This is a genomic window from Parageobacillus caldoxylosilyticus NBRC 107762 (assembly GCF_000632715.1).
Lineage (GTDB): Bacteria > Bacillota > Bacilli > Bacillales > Anoxybacillaceae > Saccharococcus > Saccharococcus caldoxylosilyticus.
The window spans coordinates 1-17,021 of record NZ_BAWO01000068.1; the positions used below are offsets into that span (position 1 = coordinate 1).

The window sequence follows — 17,021 nt, forward strand, 5'->3', positions numbered from 1 at the left end:
ACAATATATACGTGAATAACTCCACCACTTACAGTTATTAAGTCAAAATAAACACAGTTAGGAATACAACTTTTTACTAAAAATTCTATATCAGAATGAGTAGCAGAAAATATGTGCGCTCTTCTTATATGCTCAGGCAGTTCATATAAACCTTTATTTGGAAAAGGACTATTACAAAAAGGCTCAATGATTACTTGTATTCCTAAAGGTCTGTTTTTTTCTACCACTTGTCTGGCTAAATCAATGATTTCCTTCGTAGCATTACCGTTCTCATCTCCAATAAATAATGTAATTCTTCCTAAACCATTTTCGATTGAATTAATTTTCTTTATTCCGGGAACTCTAAAAAACACTGCTCTTTCAATTTGGTACCGATATAGACTCATAATTCCCTCCAACAATGTTTTTTATTATAGTCCACTAATTTCTTACAATATTTTACTATATAAAGTTACTTCTGTAAAAATATACTCCAACTTCTAAACTGTTTTTGGCGATTGTACCAAATATTTTAGTAAAAAATAACCACTGAATAATTTCCAGTGGTCTGTGATTAGTCTCTTTTCCCGTATTAAAAAACGCGTGCAATTAATGTATTACTGATTATGATGAACTACTACCGTTTATCAAAAGTTATTTAGTGTTTAGGCTGTTAATTATACATTACGATAAACTCTTGAAATTTCTCAATATTTAAGGGAAGAACTTCTGTGTTATAAATATGCAGTGCATATATTAATGGAATTTCTTTTTCAAGTTCATTAAATTCAAATGGAAACGGCTCTGGTCTTCTCACTCTGCCAAAACCACTATTTGTATTGATTAGCATAACCCACTCGCCATATATATCTTCTTTATTCTCTACAAGCAGAATATTAAACCCTGTATTATCCGGGCTTTTTAAATATCCCCAAGCCAGTATTTTCTTATTATCTCTAAGTACAGGTCTTACAACTTTTTTATGAGTTATTCCCCTGTCAAATTGTGATGGCACCTCTCGGATAAAATCATTGTCAAATAATGCTTTTAATTGGATTGTTAGTGTTTTGCCTGAGACAAGGTGGATCTTAGTATATATCTCACTTGAATCCATCGAGTTCAGCGGTGTCATTGTTATTTGTCCGCCAGTATATCTTCTGTTAAACTCTTCAATAAATTCTTTAATAGGATTGTAAATATCATTGGCGTATTGATAGTTAATCATTTTTAAGTAGTTCTTTCTCTCTTGCCTCTCTTTCTCCTGCTTTAATTGTTCTTCCCGAATTGAGATATCCTTACTTAAACGAATATTAATCATATTTTCAATGATTTTAGAGTTTTCAGTGGGTGGTTCATTATCAATAAGCAAGTCATTTCTAATTTCCTGCCAACTTTTATATCTCTTTGCAGTACTTTTTTCTATCATTTTCATAATTACTTGTGTCATTGTAGTAGTTAAAGCAGGATTTATTGATTTAGGCGATGGCGGATTAGTAAAATAATGAGCGTTTCTCCAATCCTGAACATCTGCGTGATGCGGCAGATTAAAAGGATGCTGTAAGGTGGCTAGTTCATAAAATATAATACCCATTGAGTAAATATCCATTTGTATAGTGTTCTTCTCCAGTTTCCATCCTTCTGGTGCCATATATCTAATATGGCCGAACCCTTTAAAAGTCATTTGCCTAGTTCCATCATGAACTATTTTGGATAAACCGAAATCCGATATCTTTACTATTCCGTTATGCAGCAAGATATTATCCGGCTTAATATCTCTATGAATTAAAATACTATTGATATGCTCCATGCCATTAATTAACTGGTGAAAATAGTCAAGCAAATCCTTATTAGAAATAAATTCATTCTTTCGGATTGCAGTCTTTATTACCTGCTGAAGAGTTCCTCCGTTAGCATATTCCATTATAATGTATGGAGGCAATTCAGAATATTTGCTTCCATCATGAACAAAAACATAATTCACTGCATTTTCATGCGAAACCTTCATAGCCATGACGCTCTCATTTTGAAAACTCAGAAGTTGCTCGCTGTTCGGGAAATTAGACGGCAAAGTTTTTAATGCCCAAATACTTTTATCAGATTCTTTTTCGATTTTATAAACATATCCAAAACTCCCATTTCCAATAGGCTCTAATACTTTATAACTATTTTCTTCCCCATCAAATACAACAGAATTCGGTTGTATTAACAAATATATTCCCCTCCCTAACGAAATTACCGTTATCTGTATAGTAAATATTATAAACTGAAATATAAAATTCTACATTATCAGATACATAAACAAAATAAAGAAGTCAAGCGATTCCATTAATAAAATAGGAAAATTGCCCCATTCCTCCCCCCTAAACTAATCATCTATATTTTATTGAGTTTCGTGCTTTTTCTCTTATCTCCTGCATCCCTTTCGAATGAGAAAAGAGGCTATAATTAAACCTCTCTTCTCCCCACGAAAAGATGAAGATGAAAAAGTAGCAAAAAGTGTAAATGATGTTTAAGTATAACGCTGTTTATATACCTTGTTAGGACTATTCTGGAAAAATTCCACTTGTGAGTATATCTTTATTAAATTATTTGTTAGTTACGGCTAATTGCCATCAAATAATTACTCATGATGTAATGAAACACTTTTTCCTGCAATATATAGTTCTGTTTAATGTCTGGAAAACTTAATTTGTAGTAGTTATACTTTGGAGTCTTCACAATTTCATAAGTGACATCTTGTTTAAACAGGTCAATCAACATCGGAATTTCTTCTATGTAAAAATTCTTGTTAATCTGCATGTATTCAAAATAAGGCAAGACACAGTGTAAAACGGTTCCGTTTTCTGTTTTAAGTACTAAAGAAACCTGTTTATACGGCTCAATCTCAACAGCACTTTTCAAAACAGAATCTTTATACAGAAAATTGATTTCAATTAATTCTTCTACTGTGTATTTCATGTCCGTTCCCTCCCTTCTTACATTATTTCATCTCTTACCTTTATGTTTATAATCACCTGTATTTATTGCAAAAGTCTTATATAATACCGTTATGAATAAAATAGAGAACAGTTAAGCTTAAAAAGCCTACTGTTCCCCTCCCTATACCTTAATCCGTATGTCATTTCAGCAAATCGCGGATGTAATACAAAATGATCAAAGTGATTAAACTAATCAAAAACTTAATCCCACTTTTATCGTTTTCCTTCTGCTTCATCCATGTTCACCCTCTGCTCAAATCATTAAAAACGAATAAATGACTGCCCCAAAAATCGACAGTAAAATTACAATTCCAATAACATATTTCACGTATCTGTAAACCTTCGTTTGGGAAAAATTTTTAAAGCAAAGATGAATGGCTAAATCAGCGAATGCGACGATGATTATAAAAACAAACAGCAACAAACAAAAATCTGAGGCCTTTTCTGCCCATGCAATTAACGACTGTATTTCTGACATGAGAACTCCTCCTTTTTTATCTTACGTTATTTTGCTCTCTTACTAAGCATCATTTAAATTTCAAGGGGTTCAATCCTGCTTTTTTATTGAACATGCGATGTGGTTACGGAATCAATTTATAATTATTGATAATTATTGAATATGCAAATATAAAAACACGGAGCCAAAGCCCCGTGTTTAAATAAATATTGTCAGGTAGTAACTACATTTACTGTCAATTAATTATTAATACACCAATTTATGTATATTAAACATGTAATAATGTTTTATGTAATAAAAAATCATTTTTTATTTTGTTTTTTATACTCTGCATATATCTTGGTTAACTCCTGTAATACTGTCAAACCATTCTCTCCCCGAATTTTTTGTTAATAATACGCTATCTCATCGGGGACTAACGTATTACCTCCAAAAGGAAAAATAAAGGCGCTCTTTGAACTCTCAGTTAAATATTTCGTTATCGACTTATCATAAACTGGATTCGTTGTTTCTATCAAGTTTAAATCGAGTCTTTCTGGTTTAATTCCTCCTGAAATAATCAATACTTCAAAACCATCTACCTTTTCTACTTTCCGCTTTGGATGGTCTAGAAAATAATTAAACACATCATTTAATGTAAACTCATATCCATCAAATAGAAAAGCACCCAAAGCTGAATTTTTAGAAGCTTGGGTGCAAATAGAAGACAGGCAACGAAAATCAGTCAAATTAGATTAATAGCGACAGCTTGTCTTTTCTATATATATTTGTAAAATCGTATTTCTTTTCCATGTATACTTGATGCCAAATCATAAAAGCAAGGACGGTCCAGATTTTTCGGCTATGGTCTGCTTTATTTTTGCAATGTTCGTCTAGTAAACGATACAATACATCTTTATTAAATAAATGATCGGTTGCGCTTTCTTTTATAATGTTTTTCGCCCAATCATGCATTTCATTTTTTAACCAATGACGAATTGGCACCGGAAATCCTAATTTTTTGCGATTTAAAACATGATCTGGAACAATTCCTTTTGCTGCTTTTCGTAGAATATATTTCGTCGTTTTGTTTGTCGTTTTCATTTCCGGAGCAATTTTGGCGGCTACTTCAAATACCTTTTTATCTAAAAATGGAACCCTCAACTCTAATGAATGGGCCATCGTCATTTTGTCGGCTTTTAATAAAATATCGCCTCGCAGCCATGTATGAATATCAATATATTGCATCCGGTTTACAGGAGGATAATGAGTTGTTTCTCTATAAAAAGGAGCTGTAATATATGTATATTCTAATCCCCTCTTATATCCTTTTAGCAGTTCTTGTTTTTCTGTCTCGCTATACATTTTCGCATTGCCGATATATCGTTCTTCCATTGGTGTTGTACCGCGCTCAATAAAGCTTTTTCCTTTTATTCCTTCCGGGAGTAGCCCTGCAATCACTCTCAAAGCTGATTTAACCGTACTTGGCATTCGCTCAAAAAGTTCCAATGACTGTGGCTCACGATAAATGTTGTAACCGCCAAATAACTCGTCAGCTCCCTCACCGGAAAGAACGACCGTTACATGCTTTCTTGCTTCCCGGGCAACAAAATAAAGCGGTACTGCCGCAGGATCGGCAAGTGGATCATCCATATGCCACATAATTTTCGGTAATTCCGCCATATATTCCTCTGGTGAAATGACATAGCTAATATTCTCAACGCCCAGCTTTTCCGCTGTTTCTTTTGCCACATCAATTTCACTGAAGCCTTCCCGCTCAAAGCCGACAGAAAATGTCTTGATATTAGGATTGAATTGTTTAGCAATTGCTGCAATGAAGGATGAATCAATTCCTCCTGATAAAAACGAACCTACCGGCACATCGCTGCGCATATGCACTTGCACGGAATCGAACAGCGCGTTGCGAATTTCTTTGACAAGTTCATCTTCTGATTTGATGATAGGTTGGAATTGGGCTTTCCAATAGCGATGAATGGTTAATTTTTCACCGATTTTTTTCTTAATATAATGACCCGGTTCTAACTTTTTAATACCAACAGACATCGTCATCGGTTCAGGTACATATTGGAATGTTAAATAATGCTGCAGTGAATCATAGTCTAATAAATCATTTTTAAGAGCGAGCAAAATACTTTTCTTCTCGGAAGCAAAAAACGTACGGTCGCCCTGTTCCATGTAGAAAAATGGTTTTATGCCAAACGGGTCACGTGCCGCAAAAATCGTTCTCTCTTGTTTGTCCCAGATGACGAAAGCAAACATACCTCGAAGCTTTTCTACAGCTTTTTCTTTTTCAGCACTATAAAGAGCAATAATGACTTCTGTATCGGAATGAGTAGTAAATTTATATCCCTTTGCAAGCAATTCTTCTCTCAATTCCACATAGTTGTAGATTTCCCCATTAAATATGATCCAATATCGTTCATTTTCATAGGACAATGGCTGGTGCCCTGTCTCAAGATCAATAATACTCAAGCGTCGAAATCCAAAATTCACGTATTCATCAAAAAAATAACCACCATCGTCAGGACCGCGATGAGTAATGATATCATTCATTTCTTGAAACGTTTCTTTCCATTTTTCATCGACGATTCTTGGATGATCATGAATACAACCAATAAAACCGCACATGATATTGCTATTCCCCCACTTTATCAAATTTAAATTTTATAGATTGTATCAAGACTTGGGTTAGCAAAATATAATATTTTGATCTTATTTAAATTTAACAAACTCTATTTTTATACCATCTATAGGTTCCTGTAATGAACTTTTAACATAAATTATTCCTCCTGAAACCTGTTACGATATTCTCATACTAGAAACATATCAACACAAAAATTAGTAGCTTTTCACTCAATGATATTCTCATTCCTCAAACACAAACATATTAAAACAATAAAATGTGGAGAAATTATGGATTTTTTAGAGATTGTTACAATAATTACATGATAAGAATCATCTCCATTGTTTCTGCAAATTTAGTTGATAATATAAAAACAGCAAGTTTAACAAAGGAGTTGCAACTGTCATGTTAGGGATTATACTTTTTTTAGCCTTTATGATTGTTTCACTTTCTATTTTTCTTTTACGAAAGCCAACCAATGAGAAGTTATATAAACTAGCAATAGGATCCTATATCGCTTTTTTCCTATTGTTTTTAACTCTATTTTTCCATTATGTAAATTCTGAAAATATGGTCGACGCTATAAACAATCTAGTACAGAAAACATCATATAAAAATAAAGTTGAAGCGAGAAATCCATCATCTAGACATTCAAAAGAACAAATCCCGGTTAAATCAGCTCTCATTGATGCCCCCCTTTTCTCGCAACTCCCAGAACTACCAAGGGGGTGCGAGGTAACAAGTCTGGCAATGCTTTTGAATCACGCGGGAATCAATGTAGACAAGATGACACTAGCGAAGCAAATAAAGAAAAATCCAACCCCTTATCGAATACATAATGGAAAAGTATTTTATGGACATCCAAATGAAGGGTTTGTTGGTGACATGTATACAATAAAGAAACCGGGATATGGTGTCTATCATAAACCTATAAAAGAATTAGCCGAGATTTATTTACCAAACCAAATCGTTGATTTAACAGGACAATCATTTGAAGAAATATATAAGTATTTGTCTGAAGGTACCCCAGTTTGGGTTATTACCAACACAACCTTTCGTATACTTCCTCCGTCTGAATTTATTGAATGGCAGACCCCGCAAGGCCCTATAAAAATAACATACCGGGAGCATTCCGTGTTAATCACCGGATATGATGAGAAATATATTTATTTTAATGACCCATTGACAGGTACGAAAAATAAAAAAGCACCTAAGTCTGAATTTATTCAAGCTTGGATACAAATGGGCAAACAAGCTATTACCTATAACCGCAATTAACCGGTTATAGATAGTGGCTTATCTTTTTTATTTCAAAATGTAATTTGACTCCTATTAATGTCAAACAATAATTTAATCTTCGAACTACTTCGTGTGAAAAAAATATAATTTTTCTCCATAAATTTTGCACATTTATTCTTTATGATGATATCAGTAGTGATTCAGATTACATGTTTACGGAGGGATGTATGCATGAAGAAATTATTGTTTGGAACCATCTTAGCAGGAGTCGTTGCTATCGGTACAGCCTGCTCAAATAATACTTCGCACAGTTCCATGCAAGGACACGATATGTCAAACATGAATATGAAGGAAGAAAACACCGCACAGGACTCCAGTAAGAAACTGCCTTTGGCAACAAACACAGAAGTTTTATCCGGTAAAGAGATTAATCTTACTGCTAAGGAAGCATTATTACAAATAAATGATAAAGTAAAACTTCCGGTCTACACGTACAATGGATCTGTTCCCGGTGCACAAATCCGTATTAAACAAGGGGACAGAGTGAAAATCAATTTTAAAAATGAATTACCGGAACCGACGACCATTCATTGGCACGGCTACCCTGTTCCGAATAGTCAAGATGGAGTTCCGGGTGTCACGATGAACGCAATTAAACCGGGGGAAACCTTTACGTATGAATTTACAGCTACTGTACCGGGAACGTATTTTTATCATTCCCATCAAGAAAGCGCGAAACAAGTGGACAAGGGATTATACGGTACATTAATTGTAGAGCCTAAGAATGAGGAAAAAGTAGATCGAGATTATACACTTGTGTTAGATGAATGGATGAGCAATCCAGATGAAGGAAATATGGATATGAGTGGTATGGATCATAGTAATATGGGACATGGAAATAGCTCTGATGACCAACATATGGATATGAGCAGCATGGGCCATGATATGAGTATGTATGATATTTTCACGATTAACGGGAAAAGCGGTTCCGCTGTAGAACCTTTAAAAGTAAAAAAAGGCGAAAAAGTACGGCTCCGCCTTGTAAACGCAGGATACATGCCTCACAAGCTTCATCTGCATGGCCATGAGTTTAAAATTGTCGCAACAGACGGGCAGCCGTTAAAAGATCCGCAGCCAATCAAAGATGAACTTTTAAATATTGCTCCGGGTGAACGTTATGATATTGAATTTACAGCGAATAATCCGGGAGAATGGTTATTAGAATGCCATGGTGATATGAAAGGCACCGATGGCATGAAAGTAAAAATTCAATACGTAGGACAGGCAAACAATACGGACAAAGCAAACGCAAAAGAGGATCTCCGTATCGTTGATATTACAAAATACGGAAAACATGAATTAGGTCAATTTACATTAGACCAAAAATATGATGTAGAGTACACAATGGATTTAGGAACAGCCATGGGCAAAGATGGCATGGTCTACACGATTAATGGGAAAACGTATCCTGAAACAGCACCCGTAAATGTGAAGAAAGGAGATCTAGTAAAAGTAAAATTGGTGAACAATTCACCGAAAGATTTACATCCTATGCATTTACACGGACATTTCTTCCAAGTATTAAGTAAAAATGGTAAGCCAATTACAGGCTCCCCATTGATTAAGGATACCTTGAATTTAAAACCGGGTGAAGAATATGTAGTCGCATTTAAAGCAGATAATCCGGGAAATTGGATGTTCCATTGCCATGACTTGCACCATGCTTCAGCCGGAATGGTCACAGAAGTAAAATATAAAGATTACAAATCTGACTATATACCAAACTCTAATGACACAACAAATAAACCTGAATAACAATGTGAACTAACCCCAAAAAGTGGATGTTTAAAAAATCCCTGGAGTTATTTCCTATAGAAGGAAATAACTCCCTTTTCTTTTTCTTTAGTGTTTATTTTTGCTTGTCACTTAGTGGCTTGACATAGAGTCTCCTTAAGAATAGTTACCTCGCCAGTAAGCCAAGTGCTGTTTCAACTCCTCCTTCTTAACCAGTACATGTCATACCTTCAACTTGTAAATGATATTACGTTTTTGACATTTAATTTCCTCCTTCCAAACAATAGTTTTTACACGAAAAAAATAAAGAATAAATTCAAACTTACTAGAAAAACCAAAACAATAGATACCCAATTTCTTACATAGTTGAAACATCTTTGGTCTTTTAATTGTTGGTCTATTTCAAATCCGTATACTAGCAGACTCATGATTAAAATTGGAGTTACTATTGTTACTGAGAATAAAATTGGCATTAAAAAGCTATTTACACTTTTATAAAAATAAAATGGTAAGAATTTTGACACTGCAGAGATTATTGGATCGAAGAGGAATGACGTCAAAAATCCGAGACTTAAACTCATCATCTTAAATTTAAATGAAAATAACAAAAATAAAATATACACCATGACTATAGCACTGACAACCTTACCTATGATTTGGATAAATGACAGTAACCAGAGATCTCCAAATTTTGTCGCCCAAAATATCATCACGAATAACCCAATTGTTTTCCCCAGAACGAGATAACATAGTTCTCTTATCCAATTTTGATGAAATTGTTTAAAAAGGTAACAAATAAACAAAATGTTTATATAAATTTGGCTTGGTGTAAATAAAGCCAATAGACCTAAGTATATTGTTTTTAATATCCTCGTTTGGCTTTCATGATAATGACTCCAAAAAAACTCGTGAATATTTAATAAGAATACATCTACAAATTGGTTGTATAATTCCATATAATACTCCTCACAAAATTAATGTGTTTCAAATTTTTCCTTTGATAATATTCACTTTATGTTGCCTATTGTCCACATCTTTGTTTTCTGCAACTAAAAATTTAAGCGAAATGCAATGAAAAAGTTTAGCACCATAGTTCCATAAAAGTAAATATAATCCATATACCAATATAATTATCTTACTCTATAAGGCTTGACATGGAGTCTCTGCGTGCATGGATTCTTTTGCGAAGGCTGCAGCACAAAAGGAGTTCGCAGAGACAACCAGCCTACCATGCACGCCACTCCATGTAAAGCCGTGTCTCTGAATTATATTTTGTGAGAAAACTGACCTGTTTTGTTTCCAATTTAGTGCTTAATTTTTTATCTTGCATTTTCCTAAAGTTTTATTTTGCATTAAACACGTCTTTAAATTTGTAAGCAACATGTTATTCACAATAAATAACCAACCATACCCATCATTAGAAAAAAGTGTTTTAGCTTTTCCCCTCCTGAAAACTTAATATTACTAAAAACCGGTGAAACCCCCATAAAATCTGTTGATAAGAAATGATGTTAACTTTGTCATCCAATCAAAAAACAAGAATATTCCCATAAAAACCATAATGTAACCACTGACTTTTAAAATCGTCCGGTTATATTTTTTAATCCAATGTAATTTTCCAATAAAAAACGCCATAGTAAAAAAAGGAATTGAAAAACCAAGTGAATACATTATCATATAAAACAGTGCTTGATTGGGATTTGTTACAGCTAAAGCGATTACGGAAGCCAAAATCGGGCCTGTGCATGGTGTCCAACCGGCAGCAAATCCAATTCCAATGAGACTTGATCCAAAGTAACCTGTTGGGCGATTCCGAAACGAAAACATCTTCCTATCTTTCATAAGAACAGATGGTTTAAATACACCGATGGTCATCAGGCCGAAGAAAATGATTAAAATGGAACCTATTTGCCTTATTAAATCATCGTATTTTAAAAAGAAGGATCCTATAACGGACGTAGAAAAACCAATCACGATAAAAATCACTGTAAAACCAAGCAAGAAGAAAGCTGTATGTAAAAGTGCCCTCTTCTGCAATAATCCATTATTTTCTTTTATTTCTTCAACCGAAATACCCGTAATATAAGATAAAAATGCGGGATAAAGCGGGAGACAACATGGTGAAATAAACGATAAAACTCCTGCACCAAATGATAAAATCGCATTAACCTCTGTCATGATATCAGCTCCTTTAATAACAAAAAGGGAGCTCCCTCCCTATCATGGCATAATTTGAGTCATATATTTCTCTATATCTTCTTCAGTTAGACTGGCTGTGATTCGATCAACTACTTTTCCATTTTTGTCAATTAGAAATGTAACTGGGATTGGCCCCACACCATATAAATCAATGACTTCTTCTTTCTCATCTAGCAAAATTGGAAAAGTCAGACCATAACGTTTTACAAACTTTTCTACTGTTAATTTTGGTTCACCTACATCAACTGCTAAAATCGTAACTCCTTTGTCTTTAAATTTCTCATACTGATTTTGCATATAAGGCATCTCTTCTTTACAAGGCGGACAATAGGTGGCCCAAAAATTTAAAAACACACCTTGTCCTCGATAATCACTTAATCTTACCGTTTTTCCATCAAGAGTTTGTAATTGAAAATCCGGGGCTTGGTCGCCACGAGAGACCATTCCATTGTCATTGTTAAAAATACTTGAATATAGTACATAAATGATCGTAGCAACAAATCCAATTAAAATCCCAATTCGCACGATAAGTCTTCTTTTTTTAGCCAAAACGAAAAACACTCCTTTACAAATTCTTTTAAGCATATGAATGCAATCCAGCAATGACAAGATTTACGACAATTAAATTAAACATTATGATGACAAAACCTATCACAGACAGCCAAGCAGACTTTTCTCCTTCCCAACCTTTTGATAATCGGAGATGGAGATATGCTGCATAGAAAAGAAAAGTGATTAATGCCCAGACTTCTTTTGGATCCCATCCCCAAAACCTTGTCCATGCTTCTTGTGCCCATATCATTGCAAATATTAACGCACCTAATGTAAATACCGGAAAACCAATAATTACTGAACGATAACTGATTTCATCTACTAATTCCGGACGAATATTTTTTAAGTATGGTTGAATCTTTGCCCCAATTCTTTTTTGGAATAAAAGTCGCAACATTATATATAACACGAGTCCCATTAATAATGACCAAATCAATGAATTTAGTTTTCTTGGTGCATTGACCCCATTCATCCATGAAGGAGCTTCTACAATTGGTTTAAAAGAATGAGAACTCTTCACGATTTCCCCGTCAGGAGGCCCTACTATGGCTGGCATATGATAAACAAGCTCTTGTTCTTGTTGTGTTTCATTTACCCATGAAAATGTTGTTTCAAAATTCATGGCATTAAAAATATAAGAAACAATGGCGAAAGCTAATGTACTTAATATAGAATAAATCACAAATTCAATCCAAAAGGTTTTTTTGCTGCTCTTCGTTTGGTCAACAACTCGCAATAAGTAAATAAAACCTGCTACAAAACTAATGGTCAAAATTCCTTCTCCTAATGCTGCTGTTGTCACATGAATTTTCAGCCAATAACTTTGTAAAGCTGGCACTAATGGCGATGCCTCTTTTGGAAATACACTGGCATAGGCAATAACCGTCATCGCAGTAGGAAGTGCAAATAGTCCAATGATGTTTGTTTTATAAATTAAATAGATTATTAAATACCCCAAAACGATCATCATGCCTAAAAATGTAGTAAACTCAAACATATTGCTTACTGGTACATGAGAAATGGCAATCCAGCGAGTAATAAAATAACCGATTTGCAATAAAAAACCTAAAGCAGCAACAATGATTGAAATACGTTCCCATTTTTTGATTTTCAAAGAAGCTTTCTTTTGTTTTGACGCGAAAGATCCCCATGCTAGAATGGTTGCTATAAAATAAGCAAAAAATGAACTAGCTAAAAGATTACTGCTCACATTAATCATGCTACCTCTCCTTTATGCTCTTTTTGATCCTGAGGCTTGGTTAAATCTGTATCTTTAATTACATAATCAATCTCTTTTTTAAGTCCATACCAGTTTTTGTTTGTATGTGCTGCCATCCAAATTTCATTTCCGACGATTTGCACCCAGATTCTTCGATGGTTCCAATACATACCTTGAACAAGACCAATCATAAAAATTAAGCCGCCGAATGCTATGACTCCTAAGGTGCGGTCTTTTCTTACAGTTAAAGCAGTAACATTACGTACATCCAATTTTGTAAACGTCATTTTAAATTTGTTTTCACCGAATGGCTCCAAATTTTGTCGAATAGCAACAAAACTGATTTCTCCATCCTTTGTTTTAGGGGTGTACATTTTAAATACAAATGCAGGGTTATTTGGAATTTTGGATTTTGTTGTTGGACCTTTATCGCCAAATTCAAAATCAGGAAAATATTCGAGAATTTCCACTTTATACCCATTTCCTAAATTGTAAGTAGATTTTGGATTCAATAAATCAACTTCTATTTCTCCAAAGGTTTTTCCGGTCTCTTTTTCCTCCAACTTAAAATACATTTTATGAAACTCATTCAACTTGTAACTTGTTTGATAAAGAGCAAATCCATCGAATTTTAAAGGATGATTGACCTTAATCGATTGTTGTTTAAGTTTAACTAGTTTAGGTTCAGCACCAGCAATTCCTACATTTTTGTTTTCATAAAGGATAGCATCAGTCTGATAGTTTTTTGGAATTCCATTACCGACTTTTTTTATTATTTCTTGAAACTTTTTATCATCTTGATCATAAGTCTCTAATATGAATCTTTCACTTTTTAAATAGTATTTTCTGTCTGTACCAGGGATTGCTTCTGTTTCTCCATCACGAATCCAGAGAACTTCATCCACGTACATTCCTGGGAAAAATCTTAACATCGCGCCAATTAATACAATCACCAGACCAAGATGATTAACATACGGTCCCCATCTGGAAAAACGTCCTTTTTCCGCGAGAATATTTCCGTTTTCTTTACGTATCTGATAATGTTTTTCTTTTAATTTCTGCTCAACTTGTTTTATCGTTTCGTGAGGATTTGGAACTCGTGATATTCCAAAGATTCTTTGACGTTTTAAAAAGCTTGTATGCCTTGTAACACTCTGTTTTTTTAAAGCCCGATATAGGGGAACAACCCGATCTAAACTTGCAATAATTAAGGATAAACCCATTGATGCAAGCAAAAGCATATACCACCAAGAGCCATACAGATTATGGAATCCTAATGTGTAGAAAATATATCCAACTACCCCATACTGTTCTTTATAATATTGTGCTGGATATACATTAGGTGGAATATACATTTCCTGTGGCAATATTGTACCAATAGCTGACGCAATAAGAGTTAACACGATAATCCAAATTCCAACTTTTACAGACGAGAAGAAGTTCCAAATTTTATCAATTATTGTTGTTTGATATGTTTTCGATCTCCTTGCAACCCCTTCATATCGCATATCCAGAAGTTTCTGTTCTGTTTCTTCATGAAACGGTTTGCCGCACGATTCGCATAATTCCGTTCCAATAGGGTTTTTATGCCCACATTCACATTCTATCAATTGCAATTTCCTCACCTTTCTATAAATACTTTTCCATTGCCTTATGGAATTATAGAAGAAAAATTTGAAGAAAATATGAAGAAGACCAAAAAATTATAAATTTACTAGTATTTTATAAAATAAAAAAAAGCAACCAAATTTGGTTGCCTTTTTCGCATTATGTAGTATGTTTTGTCTTAGACAATATAATGACATTGGAATCATCAGTTTGTTTAAGGAGTTCGATTTCTTCCATTAATTTCATATTTTGTTCTTGTAAATTTTTCACTTGCATCTTCAATGATTTCAGTTCATTCAATTGATTTGTTGATTGAGTTGTGTGACAGTCCTTTTTCCCTCGTGTAAACATCCCTTTCATACAGAATAACATCATTAAAGGACATAATAAGTATATCAACCATTCCATATTTCCTGATCCCCTTTCATATAAATTGAAACCTCTTTCAGTAGGAGATCTCCTTCCTTTATATTACAAGTTCGTCCACGAATGAGGTTCTTTCGGTCGGTAATTCCTCGTTCGAAGATGCTTGAGGCTGTCCTACCGCCCATTAGAACAGGGCAACTTCGGTAAAAAGCCCTTCAAAAAAGAAGAACTTTTATCAATTTTTACACGATGGTTTTATTCAGCTTTATTATAAGATTCCATGAATTCTCCGCATGCCTTCATCATTTTTTGTCCTTGAGGAGAATTCATCGCTTCCATCATCTTCATCATACCGTTTCCATTCATCATGTTCGTCATACTATCTGACTTTTCCGCATAAGAAAACTGTCCGACTACTAACAATGCTGCCAGCGCAAATGAAGAAACAAATGCAATTTTCTTTTTCATTTATGATCCCCTCCCTTCGTTTTAAAACCATTATAGACAATAAATTTGATGAAAATATGGAGATTTGTCTATTCTCTAACATGTCTCATGCTATCTTACAAATGTACTTGGAACTTTTGGGAGAAAATATAAAGACGACTCATCAATCTTTCAATAGCCGTTTTTTCTCTTCATATTCATTTGCATCAATTCTCCACGAGCAAGTCGCTCTTTGAGAATATTCAATGCATGATTTGATTTATTTTCAAATGGTTTCATGATTAACAAGATCATACAATATATTGCAAATCCAATAATGATGATCCAAAATAACATATTTAACATCATACCCATGTTCATCATCATGACTTCCCCTCATTAGTAGTTGTTTGACTATTCATCCCTTTTCCCTGTTTTGCTATTTGTATCCAATTTCCACCATGATTATCCGTTAAATAAATGTCTTTTTCAAACGTTGTGAAAACGATTTGCTTTTCATTGTTTGGATTTACCGCAATGTATCCAATAGCATTATCCTCACTTAAAGTTGGAATAGGGATGTTTTTTTTCTCTCCGGATTCAAGATTAATTTCCATCAAAGAAGGCTTATCAGTAATAACTCCGGCAAGAAGTTTTCCCTCTTTTGTAAAGGAAACGGATGTGACTGGAGTATTTTTTGCAATGTTATCAAAAGAATTACCATAATCCTTAGATAAATAAACCCCTCGATTTGTACTGATCACAACCATATTTTCTTTCTCTGGATGAACAGCAATAGCTGATGGTTGCCCTTCTAGTCCTTTCATATCGCTTTTCGTCCACGTTTTTGTTTCGTCTAACGAGTAGTACAATCCAGCGTCATCCATTCTTGAATTCCGTTCTGGGTTTAAAACATAAATGGCATGAGAATAATATCCAACCCCCATTCCGTGAAAGTCAACCTCCCCATATAAATCAAGCGTTTGTAGGTTTTTCCCCATATCTGTACTTTTCACTACACCGAATGGATTTTTCATAGAAGAACCCGGAGCTGGATGTCCACTGCTGTAAAACCCGTTATCAACCATAGAGAATCCCATATAATCATGTTTTTCTCCTTCTGGAATTTTCCACTTACCGTTTTTATAGACCTTCAATCCATCATGCGCCGGTACATAAATTTCAGTCCCATCATTCGTAAAACCTAACCCGTGAATATGCATAAAATCAATGTCCTCTTCTTCTCCTGTCCCATTTGTTAATGCAAATACTCCAGAAACAGCTAAGGCTAGTAAAGCTAAAACTGATACCCATCGGCTTAATTTTAACCATCTTTGCAGCTTGTCCCGTTTTAAGCGTCCTTCTTGTTTTTTCACATTAACAGTTTTTAATTGATTTCTGATTAGGAAAAATAAAATGATTCCTAACCCCAACAAAATCGACGACACAATAAAGCTATAATTTAACAAAGTAGCGGTCAACATCTCCCGTTGGTGTTCTTCTTCAGTACCATGCGCGAATACACCAACCGGAATCATAAATAATGCTGAGATCAAAAAAGTAAAAAGTTTTAACTTCAAT

15 protein-coding genes are annotated in these 17,021 nt (G+C 34.2%); 2 read left to right on the forward strand and 13 right to left on the reverse strand.

The genetic code is table 11. The annotated features are described in order from the left end of the window. From GCA01S_RS16510 to asnB, 5 genes are all read right to left on the reverse strand, one after another. The coding region (locus tag GCA01S_RS16510; RefSeq protein ID WP_042411597.1) for a hypothetical protein at positions 1 to 386 on the reverse strand (386 nt) is incomplete at its 3' end. Between the two features lie 266 nt (positions 387 to 652). Beyond that, the gene (locus GCA01S_RS16515) at positions 653 to 2,188 is read right to left on the reverse strand and encodes a serine/threonine-protein kinase (RefSeq protein WP_042411600.1); all 1,536 of its coding nucleotides are present in this window, start codon (positions 2,186 to 2,188) and stop codon (positions 653 to 655) included. 383 nt (positions 2,189 to 2,571) lie between these two features. Continuing rightward, positions 2,572 to 2,937 carry a hypothetical protein gene (locus tag GCA01S_RS16520; RefSeq protein ID WP_042411602.1) on the reverse strand — a complete coding sequence of 122 codons (366 nt, stop codon included), beginning with the start codon at positions 2,935 to 2,937 and terminating at the stop codon, positions 2,572 to 2,574. 273 nt (positions 2,938 to 3,210) lie between these two features. Next, the gene (locus GCA01S_RS16525; RefSeq protein WP_042411605.1) at positions 3,211 to 3,435 is read right to left on the reverse strand and encodes a hypothetical protein; all 225 of its coding nucleotides are present in this window, start codon (positions 3,433 to 3,435) and stop codon (positions 3,211 to 3,213) included. Between the two features lie 708 nt (positions 3,436 to 4,143). Continuing rightward, positions 4,144 to 6,042, reverse strand: coding sequence for an asparagine synthase (glutamine-hydrolyzing) (gene asnB, locus GCA01S_RS16530; RefSeq protein ID WP_042411608.1), 1,899 nt, complete (start codon positions 6,040 to 6,042; stop codon positions 4,144 to 4,146). A 400-nt stretch (positions 6,043 to 6,442) separates the two neighbouring features. Between asnB and GCA01S_RS16535 the strand changes: the two genes are divergently transcribed. Together GCA01S_RS16535 and GCA01S_RS16540 are read left to right on the forward strand one after the other, a co-directional pair. Further along, positions 6,443 to 7,315, forward strand: a complete 873-nt coding sequence (locus GCA01S_RS16535) for a C39 family peptidase (protein WP_042411611.1) — start codon at positions 6,443 to 6,445, stop codon at positions 7,313 to 7,315. 192 nt (positions 7,316 to 7,507) lie between these two features. After that, on the forward strand, positions 7,508 to 9,091 hold the full coding sequence (locus GCA01S_RS16540; RefSeq protein WP_042411614.1) for a multicopper oxidase family protein: 1,584 nt from the start codon (positions 7,508 to 7,510) through the stop codon (positions 9,089 to 9,091). Between the two features lie 1,443 nt (positions 9,092 to 10,534). Here GCA01S_RS16540 and GCA01S_RS16550 read toward each other — a convergent pair. From GCA01S_RS16550 to GCA01S_RS16585, 8 genes are all read right to left on the reverse strand, one after another. Next, entirely contained in the window at positions 10,535 to 11,248 is a 714-nt protein-coding gene (locus tag GCA01S_RS16550; protein ID WP_042411620.1) for a cytochrome c biogenesis CcdA family protein, read from the reverse strand. A 42-nt stretch (positions 11,249 to 11,290) separates the two neighbouring features. After that, a complete protein-coding gene (gene resA / locus GCA01S_RS16555; protein ID WP_231883423.1) occupies positions 11,291 to 11,818 on the reverse strand; it encodes a thiol-disulfide oxidoreductase ResA in 528 nt (175 codons plus the stop codon). A gap of 28 nt (positions 11,819 to 11,846) precedes the next feature. Continuing rightward, positions 11,847 to 13,040 carry a c-type cytochrome biogenesis protein CcsB gene (gene ccsB / locus GCA01S_RS16560; protein ID WP_042411624.1) on the reverse strand — a complete coding sequence of 398 codons (1,194 nt, stop codon included), beginning with the start codon at positions 13,038 to 13,040 and terminating at the stop codon, positions 11,847 to 11,849. After that, positions 13,037 to 14,656, reverse strand: coding sequence for a cytochrome c biogenesis protein ResB (gene resB, locus GCA01S_RS16565; RefSeq protein ID WP_042411627.1), 1,620 nt, complete (start codon positions 14,654 to 14,656; stop codon positions 13,037 to 13,039). The genes ccsB and resB overlap by 4 nt, the downstream gene beginning before the upstream one ends. Before the next feature lie 151 nt (positions 14,657 to 14,807). Beyond that, entirely contained in the window at positions 14,808 to 15,056 is a 249-nt protein-coding gene (locus GCA01S_RS16570) for a DUF2933 domain-containing protein (RefSeq protein WP_042411630.1), read from the reverse strand. A gap of 213 nt (positions 15,057 to 15,269) precedes the next feature. After that, positions 15,270 to 15,482, reverse strand: a complete 213-nt coding sequence (locus GCA01S_RS16575; RefSeq protein ID WP_042411632.1) for a hypothetical protein — start codon at positions 15,480 to 15,482, stop codon at positions 15,270 to 15,272. A 150-nt stretch (positions 15,483 to 15,632) separates the two neighbouring features. Continuing rightward, positions 15,633 to 15,824 (reverse strand): SHOCT domain-containing protein, encoded by a 192-nt coding sequence (locus GCA01S_RS16580; RefSeq protein WP_042411636.1) that lies wholly within the window; start codon positions 15,822 to 15,824, stop codon positions 15,633 to 15,635. Continuing rightward, on the reverse strand, positions 15,824 to 17,020 hold the full coding sequence (locus GCA01S_RS16585; RefSeq protein WP_052510056.1) for a F510_1955 family glycosylhydrolase: 1,197 nt from the start codon (positions 17,018 to 17,020) through the stop codon (positions 15,824 to 15,826). The genes GCA01S_RS16580 and GCA01S_RS16585 overlap by 1 nt, the downstream gene beginning before the upstream one ends. Position 17,021: the final 1 nt, after the last annotated feature.